27 protein-coding genes are annotated in these 24397 nt (G+C 58.2%); 8 read left to right on the forward strand and 19 right to left on the reverse strand.

Features of this window, described 5'->3' with window-relative positions; genetic code table 11:
* Window positions 1-109 precede the first annotated feature (109 nt).
* Entirely contained in the window at window positions 110-889 is a 780-nt protein-coding gene (ppk2, locus tag GRI35_RS02785; RefSeq protein ID WP_160612680.1) for a polyphosphate kinase 2, read from the forward strand.
* A 67-nt stretch (window positions 890-956) separates the two neighbouring features.
* On the opposite strand, the gene GRI35_RS02790 is transcribed toward ppk2, so the two are convergent.
* From GRI35_RS02790 to GRI35_RS02815, 6 genes are all read right to left on the reverse strand, one after another.
* On the reverse strand, window positions 957-1811 hold the full coding sequence (locus GRI35_RS02790; RefSeq protein WP_160612682.1) for a hypothetical protein: 855 nt from the start codon (window positions 1809-1811) through the stop codon (window positions 957-959).
* Window positions 1811-3052 (reverse strand): acetyl-CoA C-acetyltransferase, encoded by a 1242-nt coding sequence (locus tag GRI35_RS02795; RefSeq protein WP_160612684.1) that lies wholly within the window; start codon window positions 3050-3052, stop codon window positions 1811-1813. The genes GRI35_RS02790 and GRI35_RS02795 overlap by 1 nt, the downstream gene beginning before the upstream one ends.
* Window positions 3049-4281: a CoA transferase gene (locus tag GRI35_RS02800; RefSeq protein ID WP_160612686.1), complete on the reverse strand. Its 1233-nt coding sequence runs from the start codon at window positions 4279-4281 to the stop codon at window positions 3049-3051. Before GRI35_RS02800 ends, GRI35_RS02795 begins: the two co-directional genes overlap by 4 nt.
* On the reverse strand, window positions 4281-5465 hold the full coding sequence (locus tag GRI35_RS02805; protein WP_160612688.1) for an acyl-CoA dehydrogenase family protein: 1185 nt from the start codon (window positions 5463-5465) through the stop codon (window positions 4281-4283). The genes GRI35_RS02800 and GRI35_RS02805 overlap by 1 nt, the downstream gene beginning before the upstream one ends.
* A gap of 52 nt (window positions 5466-5517) precedes the next feature.
* On the reverse strand, window positions 5518-5709 hold the full coding sequence (locus GRI35_RS02810) for a hypothetical protein (RefSeq protein ID WP_160612690.1): 192 nt from the start codon (window positions 5707-5709) through the stop codon (window positions 5518-5520).
* 137 nt (window positions 5710-5846) lie between these two features.
* Window positions 5847-6209: a hypothetical protein gene (locus GRI35_RS02815; RefSeq protein WP_202390491.1), complete on the reverse strand. Its 363-nt coding sequence runs from the start codon at window positions 6207-6209 to the stop codon at window positions 5847-5849.
* 159 nt (window positions 6210-6368) lie between these two features.
* On the opposite strand from GRI35_RS02815, the gene recQ reads away from it, so the two are divergent.
* The 6 genes from recQ to asd all read left to right on the forward strand — a co-directional run bounded on the left by recQ (window position 6369) and on the right by asd (window position 11679).
* Entirely contained in the window at window positions 6369-8162 is a 1794-nt protein-coding gene (gene recQ / locus GRI35_RS02820) for a DNA helicase RecQ (protein ID WP_160612692.1), read from the forward strand.
* A 92-nt stretch (window positions 8163-8254) separates the two neighbouring features.
* Window positions 8255-9169, forward strand: coding sequence for an SPFH domain-containing protein (locus GRI35_RS02825; protein WP_202390583.1), 915 nt, complete (start codon window positions 8255-8257; stop codon window positions 9167-9169).
* A 37-nt stretch (window positions 9170-9206) separates the two neighbouring features.
* Entirely contained in the window at window positions 9207-9428 is a 222-nt protein-coding gene (locus tag GRI35_RS02830; protein WP_160612694.1) for a toxin-antitoxin system HicB family antitoxin, read from the forward strand.
* 2 nt (window positions 9429-9430) lie between these two features.
* Complete coding sequence (locus tag GRI35_RS02835) at window positions 9431-9688, forward strand: DUF2207 domain-containing protein (RefSeq protein WP_160612696.1); 258 nt, start codon at window positions 9431-9433, stop codon at window positions 9686-9688.
* Window positions 9689-9748: 60 nt separating this feature from the next.
* The gene (locus GRI35_RS02840) at window positions 9749-10741 is read left to right on the forward strand and encodes a right-handed parallel beta-helix repeat-containing protein (RefSeq protein ID WP_160612698.1); all 993 of its coding nucleotides are present in this window, start codon (window positions 9749-9751) and stop codon (window positions 10739-10741) included.
* Window positions 10742-10878: 137 nt separating this feature from the next.
* A complete protein-coding gene (gene asd, locus GRI35_RS02845; protein WP_235900112.1) occupies window positions 10879-11679 on the forward strand; it encodes an archaetidylserine decarboxylase in 801 nt (266 codons plus the stop codon).
* Here the strand turns inward: asd and GRI35_RS02850 are convergent.
* The 8 genes from GRI35_RS02850 to pabB all read right to left on the reverse strand — a co-directional run bounded on the left by GRI35_RS02850 (window position 11676) and on the right by pabB (window position 18543).
* Window positions 11676-12176 (reverse strand): GNAT family N-acetyltransferase, encoded by a 501-nt coding sequence (locus tag GRI35_RS02850; protein ID WP_160612700.1) that lies wholly within the window; start codon window positions 12174-12176, stop codon window positions 11676-11678. The genes asd and GRI35_RS02850 overlap by 4 nt on opposite strands.
* Entirely contained in the window at window positions 12173-13210 is a 1038-nt protein-coding gene (ribA, locus tag GRI35_RS02855) for a GTP cyclohydrolase II (protein ID WP_290258953.1), read from the reverse strand. Before ribA ends, GRI35_RS02850 begins: the two co-directional genes overlap by 4 nt.
* Window positions 13211-13239: 29 nt before the next feature.
* Complete coding sequence (xth, locus tag GRI35_RS02860; RefSeq protein ID WP_160612701.1) at window positions 13240-14046, reverse strand: exodeoxyribonuclease III; 807 nt, start codon at window positions 14044-14046, stop codon at window positions 13240-13242.
* 559 nt (window positions 14047-14605) lie between these two features.
* A complete protein-coding gene (locus GRI35_RS02865; RefSeq protein ID WP_160612703.1) occupies window positions 14606-15268 on the reverse strand; it encodes a LolA family protein in 663 nt (220 codons plus the stop codon).
* A 64-nt stretch (window positions 15269-15332) separates the two neighbouring features.
* On the reverse strand, window positions 15333-15500 hold the full coding sequence (gene rpmG / locus GRI35_RS02870; RefSeq protein WP_160601956.1) for a 50S ribosomal protein L33: 168 nt from the start codon (window positions 15498-15500) through the stop codon (window positions 15333-15335).
* A gap of 130 nt (window positions 15501-15630) precedes the next feature.
* Window positions 15631-16083 (reverse strand): alternative ribosome rescue aminoacyl-tRNA hydrolase ArfB, encoded by a 453-nt coding sequence (gene arfB, locus GRI35_RS02875; protein WP_407985040.1) that lies wholly within the window; start codon window positions 16081-16083, stop codon window positions 15631-15633.
* Window positions 16049-16735: an RluA family pseudouridine synthase gene (locus GRI35_RS02880; RefSeq protein WP_160612705.1), complete on the reverse strand. Its 687-nt coding sequence runs from the start codon at window positions 16733-16735 to the stop codon at window positions 16049-16051. Before GRI35_RS02880 ends, arfB begins: the two co-directional genes overlap by 35 nt.
* Window positions 16732-18543: an aminodeoxychorismate synthase component I gene (pabB, locus tag GRI35_RS02885; RefSeq protein ID WP_160612707.1), complete on the reverse strand. Its 1812-nt coding sequence runs from the start codon at window positions 18541-18543 to the stop codon at window positions 16732-16734. Before pabB ends, GRI35_RS02880 begins: the two co-directional genes overlap by 4 nt.
* Window positions 18544-18673: 130 nt before the next feature.
* Between pabB and GRI35_RS02890 the strand changes: the two genes are divergently transcribed.
* Window positions 18674-20248: a helicase HerA-like domain-containing protein gene (locus GRI35_RS02890; RefSeq protein WP_160612709.1), complete on the forward strand. Its 1575-nt coding sequence runs from the start codon at window positions 18674-18676 to the stop codon at window positions 20246-20248.
* A gap of 8 nt (window positions 20249-20256) precedes the next feature.
* Here GRI35_RS02890 and GRI35_RS02895 read toward each other — a convergent pair whose 3' ends face one another.
* The 5 genes from GRI35_RS02895 to GRI35_RS02915 all read right to left on the reverse strand — a co-directional run bounded on the left by GRI35_RS02895 (window position 20257) and on the right by GRI35_RS02915 (window position 24359).
* Entirely contained in the window at window positions 20257-20523 is a 267-nt protein-coding gene (locus GRI35_RS02895) for a hypothetical protein (RefSeq protein WP_160612711.1), read from the reverse strand.
* Between the two features lie 101 nt (window positions 20524-20624).
* Complete coding sequence (locus GRI35_RS02900) at window positions 20625-22070, reverse strand: sensor histidine kinase (protein ID WP_160612712.1); 1446 nt, start codon at window positions 22068-22070, stop codon at window positions 20625-20627.
* A 3-nt stretch (window positions 22071-22073) separates the two neighbouring features.
* Window positions 22074-22808 carry a response regulator gene (locus GRI35_RS02905; protein WP_160612714.1) on the reverse strand — a complete coding sequence of 245 codons (735 nt, stop codon included), beginning with the start codon at window positions 22806-22808 and terminating at the stop codon, window positions 22074-22076.
* Between the two features lie 74 nt (window positions 22809-22882).
* Entirely contained in the window at window positions 22883-23617 is a 735-nt protein-coding gene (locus tag GRI35_RS02910) for a hypothetical protein (protein ID WP_235900113.1), read from the reverse strand.
* A 367-nt stretch (window positions 23618-23984) separates the two neighbouring features.
* Window positions 23985-24359 carry a VOC family protein gene (locus GRI35_RS02915; RefSeq protein ID WP_160612716.1) on the reverse strand — a complete coding sequence of 125 codons (375 nt, stop codon included), beginning with the start codon at window positions 24357-24359 and terminating at the stop codon, window positions 23985-23987.
* Window positions 24360-24397 lie beyond the last annotated feature (38 nt).

A 24397-nucleotide genomic window follows, 5' to 3' on the forward strand; every position in this document is an offset into this window, starting at 1 on the left:
GTGGTAAAATCACTTCCGGTGCCGGTGTCGTCTCGGGGAACTGTAGCCATAGTTTCCATTGATACCAGTTTATTGGCCGAAAGTTAAGTCAGGATTGGAGAGTGCCGCGATGGGCAAATTGAAGGGCAAAGAATATGACGAGCTGATGGAGCCTCTGGAAGAGGAACTGGTGGGCATGGCCCGCTGGGCACGGCATACCGGTGCGCGAATCTGCGTGATTTTCGAAGGCCGCGATACTGCCGGCAAGGGCGGCGCTATTCGCGCCGTGGGTGGACGATTGAACCCGCGCCAGTGCCGCACAGTGGCTTTGTCGAAACCCAACGAAACCGAGATGACACAGTGGTATTTCCAACGTTACGTGCAGCATCTTCCCGCGGCGGGCGAAATCGTGCTGTTCGACCGCAGCTGGTACAATCGCGCGGGCGTCGAAAAAGTGATGGGCTTCACTGATAACGCGAAAGTCGAGCAGTTTCTTGAGGAAGCGCCCAAGTTTGAAAAAATGCTAACCGATGACGGCATTTTGCTGTTCAAATATTGGCTGACGACCGATCAGGTGAACCAGGAGGAACGGCTGGCCGAGCGGTTAGAAGACCCGCTGAAGCGCTGGAAATTATCGCCCATCGATCTGGCTGCGCGTGAGCAGTATGAAGCCTATACCGAGGCACGTGAGGCGATGCTGAAAGCAACGCATAGCGATCATGCACCGTGGACTTTGGTGGATTTCAACGATCAGAAACGCGGGCGTTTAACGCTGGTGCGGGATTTGCTGGACCGGTTGCCTGACACACGGGTCGATCCACCCGAACTGGTGTTCCCGCCGCTCGGGCATGAGCCGATTTCGGAGAGTTACTCGGTGTTGCAGCCGATTGAGGATTATCCGATAGATTAGTTCGTCGTCATTGCGGAGGTCGCGATGCTCTGGATTGCCGCGCGACCTTTGGTCGCTCGCAATGACGTCAATTAAGAGTCGCGCTCGCTTTCATCGTCTGCCGCCCCTCGTCAGCGAAGGCTCCGAGTTCGATTTCGCCAGCGCTTTGCCGCATTGCCAGATGCAATGGTTCACCCGCAATCGCGGGGCTGATCGCGCGGAAATTGAAAGTCGCAAGGGCATTCTCACCATGCGTATCAGCGACAAGCTGCATCAGCAGCGATGCGATCAGCGGGCCGTGCACCACTAGGCCGCGATAGCGCTCCACATCGCGCGCATAGGGTAGGTCGTAGTGAATCCGGTGTGTATTGAATGTCAGCGCTGAAAAGCGGAACAGCAGCCGCGAATCGGGCGTGGTCGTGGTGCTGGCATCCCAATCATCAAGGTCAAATTGCGCTGCGCCGGGTGCAGGCGGGCTGAGCGGGGCGTCAGGGGCCGCCGCATCGCGATAGACGAGCGTCTGTGCCTCGTGGATCGCTTTCTCGCCATTCGCCGCAAAGCTATGCTCCAGCTCGACGAAAGCGAGTTTGCCGGTCTTGCCCTCCTTCTCGCTGATCGAAACAACTTTGCTCGTTCGCGCAACGGTTTGTGCACGGCCTAGCGGCGACAGAAAGCGAATATCGCTTGCCGCCCACATCCGGCGCGGGAGCGGGATGGGTGGCAGCAGAGCGTTTGGATTGCCATCGCGCTTGGGGTGCCCATCTTCGCCCAGATCAGCAGTCGCGGCATCGGGGGTGCACAGGCAGAAATGGAAACCTTGCGGCAATGCATCGCCGGTGTTTGCGCCCCGATCAAACGTAGCGCGCCACCTCTTGGCCAGCGCGCTGTCGATCAGATCGCTTTGGACCGCTTCGCGGCCAACCCAAGCGTCCCAAGCACTCATCAGATAGCGCGCTCGAACAATGCCGCGATTCCTTGACCGCCGCCAATGCACATAGTCTCCAGCCCGAACCGCGCTTCACGGCGGTGCATTTCATGCGCCATATCGGCGAGGATACGCCCACCTGTTGCGCCGATTGGATGGCCCAGCGAAATGCCCGAACCATTGACGTTGAGCATATCCATGCGGTTGTCATCTTCGCTCCAGCCCCAGCCTTTCAGCACCGCAAGAACTTGCGGGGCGAAGGCTTCGTTCAATTCAACCAGATCCACATCGCTCCAGCCTTTGCCTGTGCGATTGAACAGGCGTTCCACCGCTGGCACGGGCCCGATGCCCATTCGGGAGGGATCACATCCCGCGGCTGCCCAGCCTTCAAACCACAACAAAGGCTCAAGGCCGAGCTCTTCGAGCTTGTCTTCGGCAACCACCAGACACGCCGCCGCCGCATCGTTCTGCTGGCTGGCATTGCCCGCAGTGACGACAGCATCGGGATTGTTCTTGCCTTCGATAGCGCGCAGCGCGCCTAGGCTGTCCATGCTCGCATCGGCTCGGAAGCCTTCATCCTTGGCAAATGTAACCGGATCACTGCGCCCCCTGTTTTTGGGTTGGGGGATGTCAACCGGCACCAATTGCGCATCAAATTTGCCTGCATCCCATGCTGCTGCCGCATTCTGGTGGCTGCGCACAGCGTAGGCATCGGAGGCTTCGCGGCTGATACCGTAATCCTTGGCAAGATTTTCTGCCGTCTCAATCATGCCGGTGATGACACCGAAGCGTTCGATAGGTTGGCTCATCAAGCGGCCGCGCGTCAGCCGGTCATGCATGGTCAGATCGCCAAAACGTTTCCCGCTGCGGATATCCGTGGTGTAATGCTCGACATTGGACATGCTCTCTACGCCGCCTGCGACCACCACATCTGCCGCACCGGTTTGCACCATCATCGCGGCATTGATCACCGCCTGCAGGCCGGAGCCGCAGCGACGGTCGAGCTGATAACCGGGCACGGCGAGCGGGAGGCCCGCAGCCAGCCAGCTCCAATGTCCAATGGCAGGCGCTTCGGCGCTGCCGTAACCTTGGCTGAACACCACATCATCGACCCGCTCGGGGTCAATTCCGCTGCGCTCGATCAGCGCTTTTAGAATCACTGCACCAAGCGGCCCTGCTTCCAATGGTGCTAGCGAACCGAGAAACTTTCCAACCGGTGTCCGCAGTGGGCTTACGATAGCGGCGCGTCTGAGTGTCATAGTGAGTCCTTGTCGCTTCCGGCAATTACGCCGCTATCCATCAATTTGCCGATTTCGCCGGATCCCAAGCCTAACCGCTCAGCCAATATTTCTTCGCTGTTTGCGCCGAGAAATGGCGCAGGTTCGGGTGCACCACGCGATTGCCCGGGCATATTGGCGAAGGGTCCGGGGGCGGGATAGTCAAAGCCGCTGGGGTTCGCTGGCGATGCCCCAAACAAAGGGTTGTTGGTCACCAATTCAGGATCGTTCGCTGCTTCATGCATCGTGCGGTAGCGTTCATACGTGCATCCGGCGGCGGAAAGGCGTTGTGCCAGTTCGGCATAGTCCAGCGCGCTCGCCACTTCTTGCAGCAAGTCAAACAATTCCGCTCGGTGGGTGAAGCGGTTATGGTCGCTATCGGCAAAGCGGATTCCGTGCTGCTGTTCAAGAGCTTCAACCTGCCCCGCAATGCCGAAGGCTTCGACAACGCCGTGCCATTGTTTGGTCGTGAGTACTGCGACCATAAAGCGCTTGCGGTCGCGACTGATGAAATCGCGGCCCAGCGCGCCCCAGATGTCGTTGCCCAACCGCTCACGATCCGATCCGCGATAGAGCATTTCGGCCATCGCACCGCTATTCGCGACCGTGCCGATTGCGACATCACCAAGGGGTATGCGCACTTCTCCACCTTCGCCCGTAGTATCGCGGCGGCGTAGCGCAGCCATCAGCGCGAAGGCGGTGTAGGCACCAGTGATGAAGTCCCATGCGGGCAATAGCTGGTTGACCGGGGGTGCTGTTTCAGGATCCCACTCGGCTGGGCCAGTCATCAGCGGATATCCGCTGGCGGCATTTACGGTAAAGTCCATCGCCTGCCGTCCATCACCCCAACCCATAATCCGGACTGTGATCATATCGCTGCGACCTTCTTTCAGCACGGCGTGCGAAAGAAAGCTCTGCTCTGGGACGTTGGTAATGAGCTGACCGGTTTTGCGCGCCAGTTCCTGCACCAGTTCCCGGCCCTCGGCGCTGCGCATATTGACCGCGACGCTTTTCTTTGCGCGGTTGAGGTTTTCCCAGCTGAGCGAGCGACCTTCCTCCGTCAATTGATAGCGATCATAATCCAAACCGCCGCCAATTTGATCGACCCGGATCACTTCCGCGCCCATTTGTGCGCAGTACAATCCGGCGGTAGGCGAGGCGACAAAGCTCGATACTTCGATCAGCGACAGACCGCTCAGCAGGGTGTACATCAGGCCGCTGCTCCGGCTGCGAATTCGCGGAGCATATTCTTGGCGATCACCAGTTGCAGGATTTGCGTGGTGCCTTCGTAAATAGTGTAAATCCGGCTGTCGCGATAGAAGCGCTCGGCCTCATATTCCGCCAGATAGCCCGCACCGCCATGCACCTGCACGCAGCGATCTGCGACGCGGTTGCACATTTCGCTGGCGAACATTTTGGCGCTGGCGCACTCAATGATGGCCTTGCCTCGATCCGCTTTGGTGCTGGCATCGCGCAGCATACATTCGGCGGCGTAAATCTCTGCCTGACTGTCAGCAAGCATTGCCTGAATAAGTTGGAACTGGCTTATGGGTTCGCCGAAGGCCTTGCGCTGGGTCGCGTATTTTACAGCTGTATCGAGAATACGCCGCGCATAGCCGCAGCTCGCCGCCGCCACCGAAAGGCGCCCGTTGTCGAGGCTCTGCATCGCTGTTGCAAAGCCGCGCCCTTCTTCTCCGCCGAGCAAGGCGTTGCCCGGTATTTTCACATCGTCGAGATAGATGTCGGCGATATGGCTGCCCGACTGGCCCATCTTTCGGTCTGGCTTACCAACGCTGACCCCATCTGAATCCATTGGCACCAAGAACGCGCTGACATGGGCGTTGCGCGGCAATGCTTCATCATTGGTGCGCGCCATAATCAGGCCGAGTTTGGCATGCGGTGCGTTGGTGATGTAGCGTTTGGAGCCATTGAGCACGTAACCATTGCCATCGCGCTTGGCCGTCGTGGCCATCGCCGCGCTGTCCGATCCGGAGCCAGGCTCGGTCAGGCCGAAACATGCGATTTCACCCGCTGCAAGACGAGGAAGCCATTCGCTCTTCTGCTCCTCGGTGCCAGAGTTTTTGAGCGCCGAGCAGACCATTCCCAGATTGATCGAAGTGATGGAGCGATAGGCCGGTAGAGCGTAGCTGAGCACGCGTATTGTCTCGACATATTGCGGGACATTCATGCCGCTGCCGCCATATTCCTCTGGCATGGTTAAACCGAACAAACCCATTTCACGCATCTCGTCGACCAGATCGTCAGGGATCCGGTCATTCGCGATGACGACATCCTCTGCCGGGATCAGTCGTTCGCGAACATAGCGTTGGAGCTGATCAATAAATTGCGAGAAAATTTCCGGGTCCATCCCGGTTTGGGTGGGGCTGTCGGCCATGTTTGATCCTCTCACACTCGCGTCCACTATGTCTTTCAAGCGAGTTTTTCTGTTAGTCTTCGCGGGCTGGCTCTTCGGCCTGCTCTGCGGGTTCGCTGGCTTGCGGATTTTGTTCGGGAAGTCTTTTAGCCTCGATCATTTCTGCGGCTTCATCGAGCGCGCGGGCCTCACCCACGCTCACTCCGCCGGGTCCCGGCTCGTTATCCGCATTCCCGCAGGCAGTAAGCAGGAAAAGGCTGGCCATGAGAAAGCCCAAGGGCGGCAGAATCGGTGTCGGTTTCCATTGCATGGAGGCACCATACCCGCCTGGCCCCAAAGGAAAAGCGGGCGAATCGCCTTAACGACCCGCCCGCTCCAAATTCCCGATAGAAGGGCCGAGGTTTACTCGACTTCTTTTTTCACGCGATCGACGGCCTTATCGACCATCTTGTTGCCTTCTTTTTTGGCAGCTTTTTCAACTTCGGCCAACACGTCGTTGGCAGCAGCAGCGCCGGCATCTGCGGCGGTGTCGGCTTCGGCAGCAACAGCAGCAGCCGTGTCGCCAGCGGTGTCTTCAACAACAGCTTCGGTGCCAGCAGCATCTGCATCGGCAGCGGGCTCTTCAGTAACATCGCCTACAGCTTCTTCGGCCGGCACTTCTACGGTTTCCGCTTCAGCGTCAGCCGATGCGTCTTCAGCAGTGCCGCAAGCGGACAGTGCGAGAGCAGCGGTGCTGGCGAGAGCGACAGATACAAACTTCTTCATGATGTTTCCCTTCCAATAATTTCTTGAGAATCGCTCACCAAAAAAGTCAGCGGCCCCTGATGGTGCACGGGGTGATAAACAGCAATCGCATACTGCGCAAAGGGTAAAGCTGTGGATACGGCGTTTGCGCGGGGCGGCGCCTCTGCCATGAGGGCGCTGATGGCGACACTTCCTGACCCTAATTTACAGCTTGAACGCGCTCGTGAGCAATTGCGCACAGTGTTTGGTTTCAGCGAGTTTCGCGGACGGCAGCCTGATGTGTTGGCGCGGATATTGGAAGGGCATTCGACACTGGCGGTGATGCCAACCGGCGCTGGCAAGTCGCTGACCTATCAACTGCCCGCGACGCTCCTGCATGGGACCTGCGTGGTTATTTCTCCGCTGATTGCGCTGATGCATGACCAGTTGCGGTCGGCCCGGGCGAATGGCATCCGCGCCGCGACTCTCACGAGCGCCGATGCGGATTGGCGCGATACGATGGATGCCTATCGCGCGGGAGATCTGGACTTGCTCTATGTCGCTCCGGAACGCGCTAGCCAGCCGCAATTCTGCGATTTCCTGACATCCTCGCAGATTGCATTGTTCGCGATTGATGAAGCGCATTGTGTGTCCGAATGGGGCCATGATTTCCGGCCTGATTACCGTCAATTGCTGCCGCTGATGGAGCGTTTTCCGGAAGTGCCCCGGCTGGCGCTAACGGCGACAGCAGATAAGCGCACGCGCTCCGACATTTTGAGCCAGCTGGGCATTCCGCAAGAGGGGTTGGTACTCGCGGGTTTCGATCGCCCCAATATCACCTACGCGATACAGCACCGCGATAACCCGGTGCGGCAAATCACCACGCTGATGGCAGAGCAACCCGGACCAGGTATCGTTTATGCCCCAACCCGCCGCAAAGTAGAGGATCTGGCACTCAAGCTGGCAGCAGCGACGGGCCGCTTGGTCCTTCCTTATCACGCGGGTCTGCCAGCAGAAGAGCGCGCGGCAAATCAGGCTGCGTTTGTGGCTTCAGAAGACATGGTGATTGTTGCGACGATCGCCTTCGGAATGGGCATCGACAAACCCGATGTGCGGTTTGTCGCGCATGCGGGCATCCCCAAATCGATAGAAGCCTATTATCAGGAGACCGGCCGCGCGGGCCGTGATGGCGATCCGGCCCAAGCAACGATGTATTGGGGGGCAGGCGATTTTGCGCAAGCGCGGCAGCGGTTGGCGGAATTGCCAGAGGAACGTCGCAGCGATGAGCGGACGCGGCTGGATATGCTCGCCAGTCTGGTCGAGACACCAACCTGTCGCCGTGCGGTCCTGCTCAGGCATTTCGGAGAGAAGCCGGAGAAAGCGTGCGGCAATTGCGACAATTGTCTGTCTCCCCCCAAAGTCACTGATGCGACCGAGACTGCACGCAAGTTGCTCTCGGCGGCATACCGGACCGGACAGAGCTTTGGCTTCGGGCATTTGCAAAAAGTGCTGACCGGAAGCCGCGACGACCGGATCAAGCAGCGCGGCCATGACCAGTTGAGCGTGTTCGGCATTGTCGAGGGAGAGGAAGCGGCGATGCTGCAACCCTTGTCGCGCGCATTGCAGGCCCGCGGGGCGCTGGTTTCGACCGAGCATGGCGGCCTGGCGCTGGGTGGTGATGCGCCAGCTATTCTCAAGGGCGAACAAGCGGTGGAAATCGTTATTCCGCCCAAGCGATCACGCGCCACCAAACGCGGTGACAGAACACCCAATCCGGTTGGCGATCCATTGTTCGATGCTTTGCGAGAGCTGCGCCGAGAACTGGCCGCGGAAGCGCAAGTGCCGCCCTATGTCATCTTCCACGACGCGACGTTGCGCGAGATGGCCTCCGCACGTCCTGCGTCTCTTGACGAAATGGGCCGCATTGGCGGCGTGGGCGCAAAGAAACTCGCTGCACATGGTGGGGCATTTCTCTCGGTGATCCGGCAATACTGAGCCGCCAACCTGATTTCCTCCCAACCGGGATATATTGACATTTTTCCGGCTTGATATAAATATGATATCATAATTATATCGGAGATAGGATGATGTCTGACACAACAGGCGGCATGAACATAAGCCGCGAAACCCCGGCCAGCACTTTTAGCGGTTACATGCTACTGCTTCTGATGCTTGCGCTCGTGGCGTTGGCTGTCTGGCTGGTGTCCAGTATGACGCCAATCGACGGGGCCAGCAAAGCCGCCAAGGTCGTGTTTATTACCAGTATGGTCGGCTCGCTACTTGGCCTGGTTTTTATCGCCTGCGGTTTCTTTATGATCCAGCCGAATCAAGCAGCGGTAATTACGCTATTCGGCGAATATCGCGGCTCGGAGCGAACCGAGGGACTGCGCTGGATCTGGCCCTGGATGATGCGTCGCAAGATCAGCGCGCGAGCGCACAACATTCATTCGGAGCGGGTGAAAATCAACGATTTGCGCGGTAATCCGATAGAAATTGCGTGCAATGTGGTTTGGCGTGTCGCGGATACGGCGCAGGCGAGCTTCGATGTCGATGACTATAAGGAGTTTGTTAATATCCAGATCGAAGCGGGTCTGCGCACAGTCGGTTCGCGCCATCCCTATGATGATTTCGAAGGCGAGGAAGTGACGCTCCGTTCAGGAGGCGATGTCATCAATCGCGAGCTTCTGGAAGAGCTTAATGACCGGCTCAAAACAGCAGGTATCGTCGTGGACGAGGCGGGTCTCACGCATCTTGCCTACGCGTCCGAAATCGCCAGCGCGATGCTCAAGCGTCAACAGGCTGACGCGATCATCGCGGCGCGCGCCAAGATTGTACTTGGCGCAGTCGGTATGGTCGAGGATGCATTGACCAAACTCAGCGATGACGGGATTGTCGAGCTCGATGATGAACGGCGCGCATCGATGGTGTCGAACCTGCTGGTGGTGCTGTGCGGTGAACGCGAGGCGCATCCTGTGGTGAACGCTGGCACGCTGTATCAATAGGCCGGCTTGGCAATAGAGCGATTTGGAGATTCGAGCGATGGCCAAACCATCCTCAAAATCCGGCAAGAAAGCCTTTGCCCTTCGGCTTGATCCTGCGGTGCATTCTGCGATCGAGCGGCTGGCCGCGGCGGAGCTTCGCTCGGCCAATGCGCAAATCGAAATGCTTCTGCGCGAGGCATTGGAGGCGCACGGAATCACTGTGCAACTGTCGCTAAAACCGAAACGGGGACGTCCGCCCCAAAGATCCAAGGATGATTAGAGATGCTGCATAGGTTTTTCGAAGAGGGATACTGGTTTGCACCGAAGAAGTTTGGATATGGCTCTGGCCTGCCGATAGCATGGCAGGGCTGGGTGCTGCTCGCTGGCTATATCGTACTTATGTTTGGGGCTGCATTACTGCTTGAGTCCGGAGGTCTGGGCGTGACCGCAATTCTGGTCGCCGCCATGATAATCATGACGATCCTGTTCGTATTCATTGCGAAGCGCCGCACCAAAGGCGGTTGGAAGTGGCGACCTTAACGTGCAGCCGGCCAAGACAGGCTTAGCAGGCCGTTAACCCTTTTCTTCTATCGCGGGCGCATGGAACATTACGCACAAGCCCGCCTCGAAGCACTTCCTGCTCGCCCGTCTCTGAAAATCACCGCCATTGTGGCTGCGACGGCCATTGCCGCTATACCCGCGGCAACGGTATTTGCGCAATCAAACGCTGCGTTTACTGTGGTGGAAACCGGCCGCGGATATGAGCGCTTGCAAGACGCCGTCAACGCGATCGGCAACGGCAGTGGCACCATTGCGGTGGCTGCCGGAACCCACCGCCAATGCGCGGTGCAAGAGGGCGGATCGATTGCATATATGGCTGCCGCTCGCGGCAAAGCAGTTTTTGACGGTGTGACCTGCGAAGGCAAAGCTGCGCTCGTTTTGCGTGGCCGCGAGGCAAGTGTTTCCGGCCTCGTATTCCGCCGCATGGCTGTGCCCGACTTTAACGGCGCTGGCATACGGTTGGAGCAAGGCGATCTCACCGTAGCGCAAAGCTGGTTCCTCGACAGCCAGCAAGGTATTCTTTCGGCCAACGATTCCGACGGGCAGATCGTCATCGACAAATCGACGTTCTCCGGACTTGGTACATGTGAAGGCGGCGGTGGCTGCGCGCATTCGGTGTATATCGGCGATTACGGTCATCTGCGGATCACGCGCAGCCGTTTCGAAAAAGGCACAGGCGGACATTATGTGAAAGCCCGCGCGAGCCGCGTCGATGTCGCCTCTTCCAGCTTTGACGATTCCGCAGGACGCGGCACCAATTACATGATCGATCTGCCTGCGGGCGCGATCGGCCAGATCACCAATAATTGGTTCGTCCAAGGTCAGAATAAAGAAAATTACTCGGCCTTCATTGCGGTAGGCGCAGAGGACAAACTGCATACCTCGAACGGCTTGCAAATCGCTGGAAACGACGCACGCCTAGCGCCTTCGGTCCGTCGTAACACGATTTTCGTGGCGGACTGGTCGGGTGACAATCTGGATATCGGTCCGAATAATCTCGGCCAGGGTCTGCAAGGCTTCGAAAGCCGCTAAGCACGCCTTTGCTGGTATCACAGCGGCTGCGCTGTTACGGAGATTGTTGATTATCAATAGTCGCTGGAGAGTGCGCCATTTCCCTCAACCCCTTCATTCTGTTGCAGCACATTCTGCCGCAACATGCCTTGTCCCGATTGGCGGGCCGGTTTGCATCTAGCGAACGTCCATGGCTGCGTGACCGGCTGATCCGGCGTTTCGTCAAGGCATACCACGTCGATATGGAGCAGGCGGAGAGGCCGCTGGGCAAGTATCGCAGTTTCAATGACTTCTTTACTCGCGCGCTCAAGCCGGGAATGCGTCCGCTGGCTGATGCCGGGTCGCAGGTACTGTGCCCAGCCGATGGTGCGGTCAGCCAGCTTGGCCGGATAGAGAATGGCCGGATTTTTCAGGCCAAGGGGCAAAGCTACACCGCTGCTGAGCTATTGGGCGGCGACACCGATCTTGCTGCAAAATTCGAAGGCGGCAGTTTCATCACGATCTATCTGTCACCCAGCGATTATCACCGTGTGCATATGCCGGTCGATGGCACGCTACGGCAAACGGCCTATATTCCCGGCGATTTGTTCTCCGTGAACACTGTGACGGCGGAGAATGTCGACCGGCTGTTCTCCCGCAATGAACGGCTTTCCAGCGTGTTCGACACGCCCGTTGGCGCAATGGCCAGTGTGATGGTTGGTGCAATGATTGTAGCGAGTATTGAAACTGTGTGGGGCGGTCTGGTCAAACCGCACCAAAAGCAGATTGTCCGTGGCAATTTCGCTACCGATGGCGAGAATGCGGTGAAACTCAATGCGGGTGACGAGATGGGCCGGTTCCTCTTGGGCTCAACCGTGGTTCTGCTGTTCGAGCCCGGTCAAGTCGAATGGGCGGACGACCTCAAACCGCTCAGCGTGGTCCGGATGGGGCAATCGCTGGGGCGTTTGACATCGGCTTAGCCAAAGGCGGGGGCGTATTTCACGACCCCTTTGGGCGCATCACCATCGAGAACAAGCCGCTGGAAATACTTCGCGGGCGGGCCGGGATATTGCAGCTCTGGATCATGCGTGAAGCCAAAGCGCGGATAATATTCGTCGCTGCCTAGCAGAATGATGCCCTTGGCACCCATCGCCCGAATATCAGCGATGCCGCGTGTTATCAGTTTGCTGCCGATACCAGTCTGCTGCAATACCGGAGTGACCGAGACGGGGCCGAGTCCATACCAGTCCGCCGCGCCGTCGGAGATAGTGACCGGCGAAAACGCGATATGGCCGACGATCTGCTCGGCATCCTCGGCCACCAGCGACAATGTTAGATCGCCTGCATCGCGAAGCTTGCCGACCAGCGGTGCCTCGTCGCCATCGCTGAATGGCATGTCGCGGAATGCGGCTTCGGTCAGCGCATGGATCGCTGCTTCGTCGCCGGATTGCTCGGGGCGGAGAGTGACTGCGGTCATGTCAGCAAATGCCCTGAGCGATCACGTTTGGTCTCCAGATAGCGGCGATTATGCGGATTATCGGGCAATTGATGCTGAACGCGCTCGGTGATGGTGATGCCTGCCGCTTCCAGAGCAGCGACTTTCTTCGGATTGTTGGTCATCAGGCGAATTGCGTTGACACCCAGCAAGTCGAGCATCCGCGCTGCCAAAGGGAAATCGCGCGCTTCATCAGGCAGGCCAAGCCGTTGGTTCGCATCGACAGTATCGAAGCCCTGATCTTGCAACCGGTAGGCGCGCAGCTTGTTCACCAGGCCAATTCCGCGCCCTTCTTGGCGCATGTAGAGCAGAATCCCCCAACCGCCTTTGTCAGCTTGGTCGGCCATTGCAGCAAGCGCTGCATCAAGCTGCGGACCGCAATCGCATTTCAGGCTGCCGAGAATATCGCCGGTCAGGCATTCCGAATGGAGACGCACCAATGGTTCGCGCTCGCTGCTTTGCTCGCCGATAATCAGCGCGACATGTTCACGTATGTCGTCGGCACTGCGGAAAGCGACGATTTGCGCGTCCTTGCTGGCCGAAACGGGCAGTTTAGCGCGTGTGGCGATCGCCAGATTGATGGTGTCCGACCAATGATCGAGATCGCTGGCGGCGAGATGTTCTGCCTCGCCCGCATCCACTGGGTTTACCAAAAAGGCTGGCAGGATTCCGGCTATCCGCGCAAGCTCCATCGCGGCAACGGCATTATCCTGCCAATCGATAGCATCCGCTTTGAAGGGTCCTTTGAGCGGGTTCGCCAAATCGAGCGCGGGATCGGCAATTGGCAATGCGGTTTGCAGGTCGAAACTATCGGCACCACGGATCAATACCGGTGCATGCGGTGCTGCTGCATCGCGTTGGTTGGTGAGCTTGAGCGTTGCCGCGCGGGCTGACGAGATCAGCATCCGATCAGCCTTTGCGTTTGCCGCAATTGCGGTTTCTACCGGCAGCAAGCTTGGCCCGCCATCCATGGCTATGGGCCACCCATGGCGCAGCGCGTCGATAGCGCGGGCCACGCGCCGTGAAGGAGAGGGCGTGTTGGCGCTCAGAGAGCAAACTCCGTTACCAGCGGAATATGATCCGATGGCTTTTCCCAGCCTCGGCAATCTTCATAAATGCTGTGACCAGTGGCTTTGGCTGCCAGTTCGGGCGAGGCCCACATATGGTCCAAGCGCCGTCCGCGATCACCGACGCGGTAATCTTTTGAACGATAGCTCCACCAGCTGAAATAGCGCTCAGGATCTTTGATAAATTCGCGGCCGACATCGACAAAGTCATGCGCGTCTTTGAAGCGCTGCAGTGTTTCGACTTCAAGTGGTGTGTGGCTGACCACTTTAAGCAATTGCTTATGGCTCCACACATCGCTCTCGAGTGGCGCTATGTTGAAATCGCCGACGATCAGCGTCGGACGCTCAATTGTTTCGGCCCAATCGGTCATGCGCTGTAAGAAGTCCAGCTTCTGGCCGAATTTCGGGTTCACTTCGCGATCCGGTACATCGCCGCCCGCAGGGACATAGACGTTCTCGATCACCATGTCCTGACCAGACCCTAAGCCTCGGCCAGTCAGTTCGACTCCAACGTGCCGGGCTTCGCCATTGGCCTGCCAATCATGGCGGCTGAATTCTTTCATCGGAATGCGGCTGACGGTCGCCACACCGTGATAGCCCTTTTGCCCGTGGATCGCATGATGCGTGTAGCCCAGAGCATTGAACGCCTCGAACGGGAAGGTTTCCTCAACCGTTTTGATTTCTTGCAGGCAAAGTACATCGGGCGCTTGCTCAGTAAGGAATTGCGCCACAATCGGCATGCGCAGGCGGACGGAATTGATATTCCAAGATGCTACTGAAACCATGGAGGCCGAGATAGGGAGACTGCGACGCGAAGTCTATTGGAAGAGTGGAGAGTTTGTTTTGGCGCAGTCTTTTGCTTGGTCCCTCAGTCGCCGGGCGCGAGCCATCCGGCTCGCTTGGCTATCCTCGCTTTCGCTCCCTGACGGTCACTTCGCTGCGGGCGGGCCGCTTGGCCCTATGACTGCCGTGACCAAGAATGGGTGCTGTCCCGAAGGCTTGGAATGGTCCGGTCAGCGACCAGCTGACCGCAAGCGCGACCGCGCGCCGCCGTTAGGCGTAGCCAAGGAATGCGGATGCATTCCGCCCGGCGACTGAGGGGGCTAAAACCAACAACAAACAAAACACAAAAAACCCTCGCGCCGGGGGCGTTGGCACGAGGGTTTCCTATTAGCGTTCGTCACGCTTTTGGCGCAGCACGGTCTTCATGAAGACTGAGGCAACAGGGGGGAAACCCGTCTTCAACCGAACTGCAGAGCAAAGAATATGCCTGTTTGCATTGCTAGCCAATGAACAATCCTCCGCAGCCCGTCCTATTCGCGGGGCGGGATGTCGCCGATGCGTTTACCGTGGGCGGCGAGACGAGCGGCGCGGATCCTTGTACGTGAACGCCGTGTCAGACACCGACATACCATACCGTTGATTCGTCAGCCGAACAGTGGTCCGGTGGTTTTGCGAGTCGAGAGCCACCCAATTGGTCAACTGGTATCCGCCTGGCGCCGCAGCGTTGCGAACAAAAATCAGCGTAATAACGCCAAATTCAGGACGGCCCGGATCGCGGACTTCTACGCTGATCACGTCCTTGTTGCCGGTCGGAACCAGCTTGCCGAATTTAGCCACATCACGGCTCGGATCGAGCAATGCGCCCAGCGGCGAATTCTTGATCGGCCAGCGCTGGACCTGATTCACGTCATAATCGATCATGGTCAGCGATTTGCCGTTGGAAACCACCAGCAAGGGCACGCCATCCTGATATTGGAAGCGGATTTTACCTGGGCGTTTCAGCGTCATCACGCCGGAAATTGTCTGCCCCTGACGGTCTGTCTGGGTGAAGTTGGCCTTCATCGTAGAGATGCCGCGCAATGCAGCGACGGCTTTCGCCAGATCACCTTCTGCAGCCTCTACCGGTGCAGCAGGGGCCAGAATGGCCGCAGGCAAAGCAATAGCCAGTGCGCCCGCTATGGCGGTGCGCAGCGGCTTCCGAGTGAGAGATGTCACAATGTTCATGCCCTGCCTCTTAACGCCAGAGCGTTGAACCGTCACTGAACTATTCCCAGTCCAGCGGTTCAGATTACTTAATTTTCGCTTCTTTGAACTCGACATGCTTGCGCACGACGGGGTCATATTTGCGGAAAGTCATCTTCTCGGTGATGTTCCGGGGATTCTTTTTCGTTGTGTAGTAGAATCCGGTGTCTGCGGTCGAGACGAGCTTGATCTTGACGGTTGCTGGCTTCGCCATGACGTATTCCTAAATTCGAATGGGGCCGGACCGAAAAAGCCGAATCAGGCCAGAAAAACAACAGGCGACGCTGAACGCCGCCCTTCAAGCCGAGGCCAATGGGTGAAATGCGGGGGAAAGTCAAGCATTCTCACCAGTCGCGGCGGCTGACCTTTCCGCGATTGGCCTTGATCGCCCCGCGGTTCTTTTTCGCTTTGATCCTCTTTTCCTTACCAACACGGTTCACGCGGCTCTTTTTGCGCTTTTTCGGCTGGCGCTGGGCTTCCTCCAGCATTTCGCTCAGGCGTTTGCGTGCATCCTCGCGGTTTTGCTCCTGCGTGCGGTAGCTGCGCGCGGTCAGAACGATCTCGCCTTTGGCGGTCATTTTGCTGCCTGCCAGTGTCTTCAGGCGATTGAAGACGGGCGGGCTGAGCCGCAATGCGAAGACATTCAACCGCAGTTGGACGGCTGTGGAGACTTTGTTAACATTCTGCCCGCCCGGACCGGAGCTGGCGATGAAGCTCTCTTGAACGCTAGCTAATGCCCGATCGACTATGGATGGAGCGTCATCATCCATCACTGAAGCCGAGGGCCACGAAATCATCCGGCATCGGTGCAATGCCTGCTATTTCCGGCTTGTTGTCCCGCTGCACGGTGATCGCTGAGGCGTGTAGCATGGTGCGTTTGGCGCCGATGCTCTTGCCGTGCTCCGGCCCGTAAACCGGATCACCAATCAAGGGCATACCAAGGCCGCTCTCGGCGTGGACCCGGATCTGGTGAGTACGACCTGTTTCCGGGCGAAACTCGACCAGCGTGTTCTCGCCAATGGTTTTGAGCACTTTCCAATGTGTGACCGAGGGCTTGCCGCCTTCATCACGCACCATCCGCCACCCCTTTTCGGCGCTGCTGATCTTGCCAAGCGGAAAATCGATAGTGCCTTCGCTGTCAGATGGCACGCCGCCGATAATGCCGAGATAGATTTTGCCAACGAGCCGATCCTGAAAAGCCTGCGCAAACCGCTTCACCGCTTTGGGGTTGCGCGCGAGCAGCAGGCAACCCGATGTGTCGGTATCCAGCCGGTGCACGGCAATAGGCCGACGTTTGAAGCCGAGCCGGAGCCCGTCAAAATAATCTTCCAGACACGTCCCGCCATTGCGCGGCGGATCGACGGGAAGCCCGGCGGGCTTGTCGATCACCAGCGCTTCGCCGTCTTCATAGACGATCGGAATGCGGGCGATAATCGGGGCGGTGTTCATGGTTTCAGCTTTCCGGGAATCAGGCCGCGCACCGCGTTTCCGAGCAAGAAGCCATTGGTAAGGTCGTCGAGTGTCAGTTCGGCTTCTTGCGCTTTGCCGCTCTCCAGCAGCGAGCGGCGCATTACGCCAGGTAAAAGTCCGAGGGAGGCTGGCGGGGTAAGCAGCTTTCCGTCGCGCTCAACAAAGATGCTGGTCCAACTGCCTTCGGTAAGGAGGCCATCGTCGCGCACAAGGAGCGCTTCGGACGCGCGGTAGGTTTCAGCAACATCGCGCGCTGCCTCGTAAAAGCCGCGATCAGTCGTCTTGTGCCTGAGCCGCCAGTCGCTCGGGTCAACGGGTATGGGTAAGGCGATGCATTCGACAGGGTCTTCGCGTTTGGGCAGTAGATCGGTAGTGACCAGCGAGATCGCTCCGCTGCGGGCGGCCAGCAAGCGCACTTTGGCGGGGCGCTCCAACTCGAAGCACAACGCATGGATCTGATTGCGGGTCGCGTGGCGGTCGAACGAAAAGCCAAGTTCTGCAGCGCTCGTCTTAATGCGTTCGAGATGGAGTTCCAGCAGATCAATGCCGGTGTCCGGATCGAACCGCATGGTCTCGATCAGATCGAATTGGGCCGCGCTGTGATCGAGAGAAGATTGGCGCGCAAAACCGCCTTTGACGATACTCTCGCGCCACTCCTGCATCGCATCACTATCAGCCACAATCGCTGAACCCACGCCAAGAACAGCGTCGCCCTGATCATTTTCAATCGGAGTAAGCCGCAGTGTGCGAATAGCAACATTGAAGGCTGCATCGCCATTTGCATCGATTCGACCAATTGCTCCGCAATAAGCGCCGCGGGCATCGCGCTCGACTTCGGAGATCAGCTCCATCGCGCGAATTTTGGGCGCGCCAGTGATTGATCCGCACGGGAAGATCGCGCCGATCAGATCGGCCGCACCTTTACCATCCTGCAGACTGGCGCGGACGGTTGAGACCATCTGGTGGACCGTCGGGTAACTTTCGACCGCGAACGGTGCATCGACTTGCACGCTGCCCGCCTTGGCAACGCGCGACAGATCATTGCGCATCAGATCGACGATCATCAGATTTTCGGCCTTGTCCTTGACCGAGCTAGCAAGTTCCTCCGCCAAAGCTTTATCCTCGAACTCGTTCTGGCCGCGAGGGCGCGTGCCCTTCATCGGTTTTACCTTTGCGGCATGGTCTTTCAGGCTGAAGAACAATTCGGGCGAAAGGCTGAGCAGCCAATGCGCGCCATCGAACAGCAACCCGCCATATCCACCCTTGGCCGCCGGTCGCAGCGCCGAATAGAGCGCCACAGGATCCCCGCGATAGGACCCTGCGAGCGGAAATGTCAGATTGGCTTGATAGATATCGCCTGAACGGATCGCGTCCTGCAGAGCTTCAAATGATTTTACATATCCGCCCGTCGATATTTGCGGTTCAAGCGGGCCGAGCGAGGCATCGCCTGCACCATTCTCTGCCAGCCAGTTTTCTACATCCGCTGCGGCTAAAACACGTTCCTCCCTAAACAAGCCAAGCCAAACGAGAGGCCCATTCGCCCCGCTGCGCGCTTCAGCGAGCGGCAGCAGCTTAGGCTCTAGCGCAAGGCCAGCTTCATAAGCGAGATAACCTGCCAGCGTACCGCCACTGTTACGCCTTGCCGCATCAGCCTGCGCCAATATATCAGCGACTTCCTCTGCTCGCCGTGCGACGAAAATCTGCTCTGGTTCTTCAAACAGATGCGCATTTGCCGCACCACTTTCGCGGGCATCGTCAAGCAGGACAAAGGCGGACCGGTCAGACATTCCCCGCAGCCTTAGCTTCTCCAGCGCGCAAGTCGAGATACTTGACCACCTCCCGGCCACGCCCTTGACCATTGGTGCAGCCCTGCGCCACAGCGCGGATCGAACATTATTCGGGTTGGAGTGAGACAGAATGGGCGAGATTTTTCTAGGGCTCGGCGGCAATGACGAGAACCAATCGCTCGATTTGGGCCGCGCCAATCGCCACGGATTAATCGCGGGCGCAACTGGTACCGGTAAGACTGTCACTCTTCAGGGCATGGCAGAGAGCTTTTCGGCCAATGGCGTCCCGGTTTTTGTCGCCGATGTGAAAGGCGATCTGTCGGGCATTGCGATGGCCGGTTCGTCCAAGTTCAAACATGCCGACAAGCTGGAAGGCCGGGCCAAAGACCTTGGCATGGAGACTTACGAATATTCGGACAATCCGGCGATTTTCTGGGACTTGTATGGCGAGCAAGGGCACCCGATCCGCACGACGATTTCCGAAATGGGCCCGCTATTACTCGCGCGTCTGCTTGATCTGAATGACACGCAGGAAGGTGTTTTGCAGATTGTCTTCCGCTATGCAGATGACAATGGTTTGCTGCTGCTCAACTTTGAAGATCTGCAATCGATGCTTCTCTATGCCTCGCAAAATTCGAAAGAGCTGTCTTCGGTTTATGGCAATGTATCCAGACAAAGCGTTGGCGCGATCCAGCGGCAATTGCTCAGCTTTGAAAGCCAAGGCGCTGACCAGTTCTTCGGCGAGCCTGCGCTTGAAATCGATGACTTCCTGAAGACGGATGAGGAAGGGCGCGGCTACATCAATGTGCTCGCCGCCGACAAGCTGATGCGCAGCCCGAAGCTCTACGCGACATTCCTGTTGTGGCTGCTCGCGGAGTTGTTCGAGACACTTCCCGAAGTGGGCGATCCGGAGAAACCGAAGCTGGTGTTCTTCTTCGACGAAGCGCATCTGCTGTTCGACGATGCCCCCAAAGCGCTGGAAGACAAGATCGAGCAAGTCGTCCGCCTGATCCGCTCCAAAGGCGTCGGCGTATTCTTTGTTACGCAGAATCCAACGGATATTCCTGACGAGGTTGCGGCGCAATTGGGCAGCCGAGTTCAGCATGCTCTGCGGGCGTTCACTGCTGGCGATCGCAAAGCGATCAAGGCGGCGGCCGAAAATTTCAGGATCAACCCTGAACTCGAAATTGCGCAAGTCTTGACTGAACTGAAGGTGGGTGAAGCGCTGGTGTCTACGCTCGACGAAGACGGCGCGCCGACCGTTACGCAACGCACGCTGATCAAACCGCCGCGCTCGCGCCTTGGTCCGGTTACCAAGAAAGAGCGCGCGATCATCAAATCGATCAGCCCGGTCGAGGGCAAATATGACGAGGAGGTGGATCGCGAAAGCGCGGAGGAGGTCCTCGCGCAGAAAGCCTCCGATGCGGTTGAAACCGCCAAAGAGGTCGAGGCGAAAGGCGAGGAAGAAGTCCGCAGACAGCCGCGCAAAACCAAGAGCATTTGGGAAAAGGCGTTTAGCCGCGGTGCCAAAGTGGCCGTCGGTTCTGTCGCAGGCATGGCGGCGTCCAAGGTCCTCGGCAAAAAATCGCGCGCCAATCCGATGCGTTCAGGAGTAACCTCGGCAGCCGGTTCGATCGCGACCGATCTCGCAGGGCCTGTTGCCGGCCGTTTCGTGCGCAATCTGATCGGTGGATTGATGCGGTAGTCGCTAAATCAAAAGTTGTCGCCGGCAACGAATTGACCGTTGGCGCAAATCTTGATTTTCACCTTGAGCAGGCCAGTCTTCAAAAACACTTCGACAAGCGTTGGCCGAGGCGTGTCCGATATCGACGCACTCAGTGATGGTTCGCGACCCAAAGAGAACAGCTCTTCGAAAGTGTCGCGGCAATCTCCATCGATATAGAGCTTTGCGCTGTTGACGTAATTTGCCACGCGGACCTGGTGTCCGGAGATTTCAGCGCGAACCTCATTGACAAGCATACACTCTAGCCTCCGTAGTCATGTTGATCCTTTAGCTTCCTCCTATTGGGAGGCGCAAGGCAGCCCCCCTATCCACCGAAACCCATCCAAGTATTCAACCCTTATAGCGGCAACCTGATCTCTGCACGCAATCCGCCGCTTTCGCGATTTTGCAGCATCAACTCTCCGCCATGCTGTTCGGCGATAGCGCGGGCGAGCGTCAGGCCCAGACCTGCACCGCCGGTCTCGCGATTGCGCGAGGCTTCGCCGCGGGTGAAGGGTTCGAGCATGTTGGCGATCTGTGTTTCGGGGATGCCCGGGCCGCTATCCTCTACGCGCAGGATGATGGTGCGATCCTCTTGCAGCATGGAGATATGCGCGGTGCCTGCATAACGCAGCGCGTTGCTGATCAGATTGCGCAGCGCACGGCGCAGCCAGGTCACGTAAATAGCTTGGGTGAGGCGCGGCATATCGCCGAGCGACGCGGCTTTGCCCATATCTTCGAATTCTTCGACAACCGAGCGGACCAAGGCCGACAATTCGGCTTTCTCCGGCGGCGCACTGGCGCGGCCGATCCGTGCGAGCGAGAGGATATCATCGAGCGAACGCGTAATATCCTCGATACTGGCGGCCATTTTGGCGCGCTCGGCCTCGTCTTCCACGCTTTCGATCCGCACGCGTAATGCGGCCAATGGTGTCTTGAGATCATGCCCGATCGCGCCCAGCATTACGTCTTTTTCGTCGAGCAGCGCCGCAATCCGGCTTTCCATCGCATTATGCGCTGTGATCAGGCTGCGAATATCCTCAGGGCCTTGCGGTTCAATCGGCTCCAGATCGGATGTCCCGTTACCAAATGACTCGGTTTGGCGAGTCAGCTGTTTGAGTGGCTTGGTAATCCGGCGCAGCAGCAGGAAATGCAGGCCCACCAGCAGCACATAGATCAGCAATGTCTGGACCAGAATTGTGCCCATGGCGCCGCGCTGCGGTGGCGGTTTGACGACACGGGCGATTTTCCAGCCCTCTTCGCCATCAAGCCGCACGCCAGCGATGATCAGCTTGATGTTCTCATAGCCTGGCTGCGATATGCGGCGGAGCAGGCGCGGGCGCGAGCGGACGAAGCCATCGGTGCGCGCGAGCCGTTCCAGCACGACGGTTTCTGAAACCGCTACGCCCTCACGTTCCAATATGCTGGTGAGATCTGCTTCCAATGCAGGCTTGCGCTTCTCGCCGGAGAGCAGCGGTGAAGCCTCCGATTTCTCGATCCGCAATGCCCGGGGAAGTTGTTCCGGTCGGCCATCCTCAATCATGCGGCGCCGGCGATCCCCACGGCTCTCGCCGCCAGGTCTCCCGCGTTGTGCGCGATTCTCTGCACGGCCTTCGCCGTCTCTTCTCCAAACCCGGTCGCGTTCTGTTACGATCCGGAAAGCCGCAGCATTCAGCGCGACTTCTTCGCGCCTATTCTCGGCGGCACGCCACAGGAGTGCAGCAGAAATAGTCTGCGCCACGAGGAGCGCGGCAGCGACGGCCAACAGCATCTGGCCAAGCAGGCTTTTGGGCCAGAACCGCATCGATCAGTCTCGCTTCGCGGCTATACGGCGGACATCTGCAGCGAGTCTGTAACCCCCGCCACGCACAGTCTGGATCAGTTCGGGATTGCGGCTGTCTTGTTCTATTTTGCGGCGCAAACGGCTGACTTGATTGTCGACTGCGCGATCAAATAGATGCGCTTCACGTCCTTGCACCATGTCGAGCAAGCGGTCACGGTCGAGAACCTGACGCGGATGATCAAGGAAAGCGCGCAGCAGGCGGAATTCAGCGGTTGAGATGGAGATCAACGCATCTTCTGGATCAATTAGCCTGCGCTTAAGAGGGTCGAGCCGCCAGCCTTCGAATTCATACATTGCATCCATTTCCGGTTCCACGCTTTGCCGACCGGCGCGGCGTAAGACAGAGCGAATGCGGGCGACCAATTCGCGGGGCTCGAACGGTTTGACGACATAGTCATCCGCGCCAATTTCGAGGCCGATAATGCGGTCGGTTGGCTCGCCTTGGGCGGTCAGTAGGATCACCGGCAATTCGCGCGCTTCGATCAGGTGCCGGCATAGCGACAATCCGTCTTCGCCCGGCATCATGATGTCGAGCAGAACCAGATCGGGTGTGAAATCGAGTAAGGTGCTGCGCGCTGCCGCGGCGCTCTCCGCCTCACGCACTTCGAACCCTTGGCGAGTGAGGTACTCGGCAACCGGTTCGCGCAGACTGGCTTCGTCATCGACGACCAATAATTGAGTAGGCGCGGTTTCAGTCATAATGCTGATACCGCGCCCAATTGGCCAAGGGGCTGCTTTTCATTTTGGCGTTCAAACGCCATCGCCATCAGACCTTAATTCGTCTGTTGGCGCTGACCGCGCCGTTCGCCACGTGCGCCGCCACGTTCACCGCGTTCAGCCCGCATTGCTTGCCGGGCGGTCTCGCGTTCCTCTTGCGAGATCGCGCCGTCGTTGTTCGCATCGGCCTTGGCAAAGCGTTCTGCCATGGCTGCGTCGAATTCGGTGCGACTTACTGCGTTGTCGCCATTGGTGTCGGCTTGCTTGAGCATCGTCATTGCGCGTCCACCGCGTTTCATATTGCCGCCGCCACGCTTGCCGCGCCGTTCCATCCGCTCTCCGCCACGCTCGGCGCGTTTGGCTTGGCGGGCTTCGCGTGCCGCATCCATTTCGGCTAGCGAGACACCGCCGCTATTGTTGGCGTCGAGTTTGGCAAAGCGCTCTGCGCCGCGATTTGTACGTTTTTCAGCGCGTTCGGTCTGGCGTGCTTCGCGTGCTGCGGTCATTTCCGCTTGCGTCAGTTCGCCGTCGCCATCGGTATCGGCTTTCGCAAAACGTTCTGCGCGCTTGGCCGTGCGGTCATCAGTGTTAATCACACCGTCGCCATTCGCGTCCATCCGCTCGAACATCTTTGCTGCGTGGGCATTATGTTCGGCTTCGGTGATGATTTTGTCGCCATCTGCATCGGGACCGTGGCCCCCTTTGTGATGCGCAGCAAAAGCAGTGCCGCCTCCCAGCGCTAGCGCTGCAGCTGATAGACCTAATGTAATTTTTGTGTTCAGTTTGGGCATTTCATATTCTCCAATCAGTTTTGATTGAGCTGCGACGACACCCAGTTTGGGAGGGGGAAGACTGAATAGCATCGCCGCAACTCGTGATACCCTTCTAGAGCCTGATTGTCGCAGCATTATCCCAATACAAACATGAATTGTCGCAGATTGTCGCAGGTTTGAAACCGCGTTCATCTACGCGAAATCGCCTGCAGACTGCTCTTATCGCTGGCGGTGCTCGGTCCCTTCACCGGCTGTGATGAACACCGCTTCGCCATCGCTCGCGACTTTCGCCCCCGTAATCGGCGTACCGGTGAACGGGGGCTGGGCCTCTGCAGAGGCCCCAAGATGCAGATAGATCTTATTCTCGTTCAGCCCCTCGGGGACTTCAGGAAGTCATCGTAAACACATTTAGCTTATTGCCGTCCGGATCGCGGAAGTAACCTGCATAGAACCCGTCATCGCCGCGTGGGCCGGGTGCGCCTTCGTCGGCGCCACCATTGGCGAGCGCTATGTCATACACTGCTTGAACCTTGTCCGTGCTGTCGACTTGCAGTGCAACCATGGTGCCATTACCGACAGTCGCAGGCTGCTCATCGAAAGGCTTGGTCGCGGCGATTCCGGGCGCTCCGCCCATTTTGCCCCACGCGATAAAGGTGTCGAATTCCATCATCCGCCCGACACCCATTTCCTTAGCGATAGCGTCGTAGAAATTCGCCGCCCTCGCGAGATCATTGGTTCCCAGCGTTACATATCCAAGCATCGTGTTCCTCCATTTGCGACTCGTAATGGCAGAACATT

Origin of the sequence: Pontixanthobacter aestiaquae, from assembly GCF_009827455.1 — a bacterium.
GTDB lineage: Bacteria > Pseudomonadota > Alphaproteobacteria > Sphingomonadales > Sphingomonadaceae > Pontixanthobacter > Pontixanthobacter aestiaquae.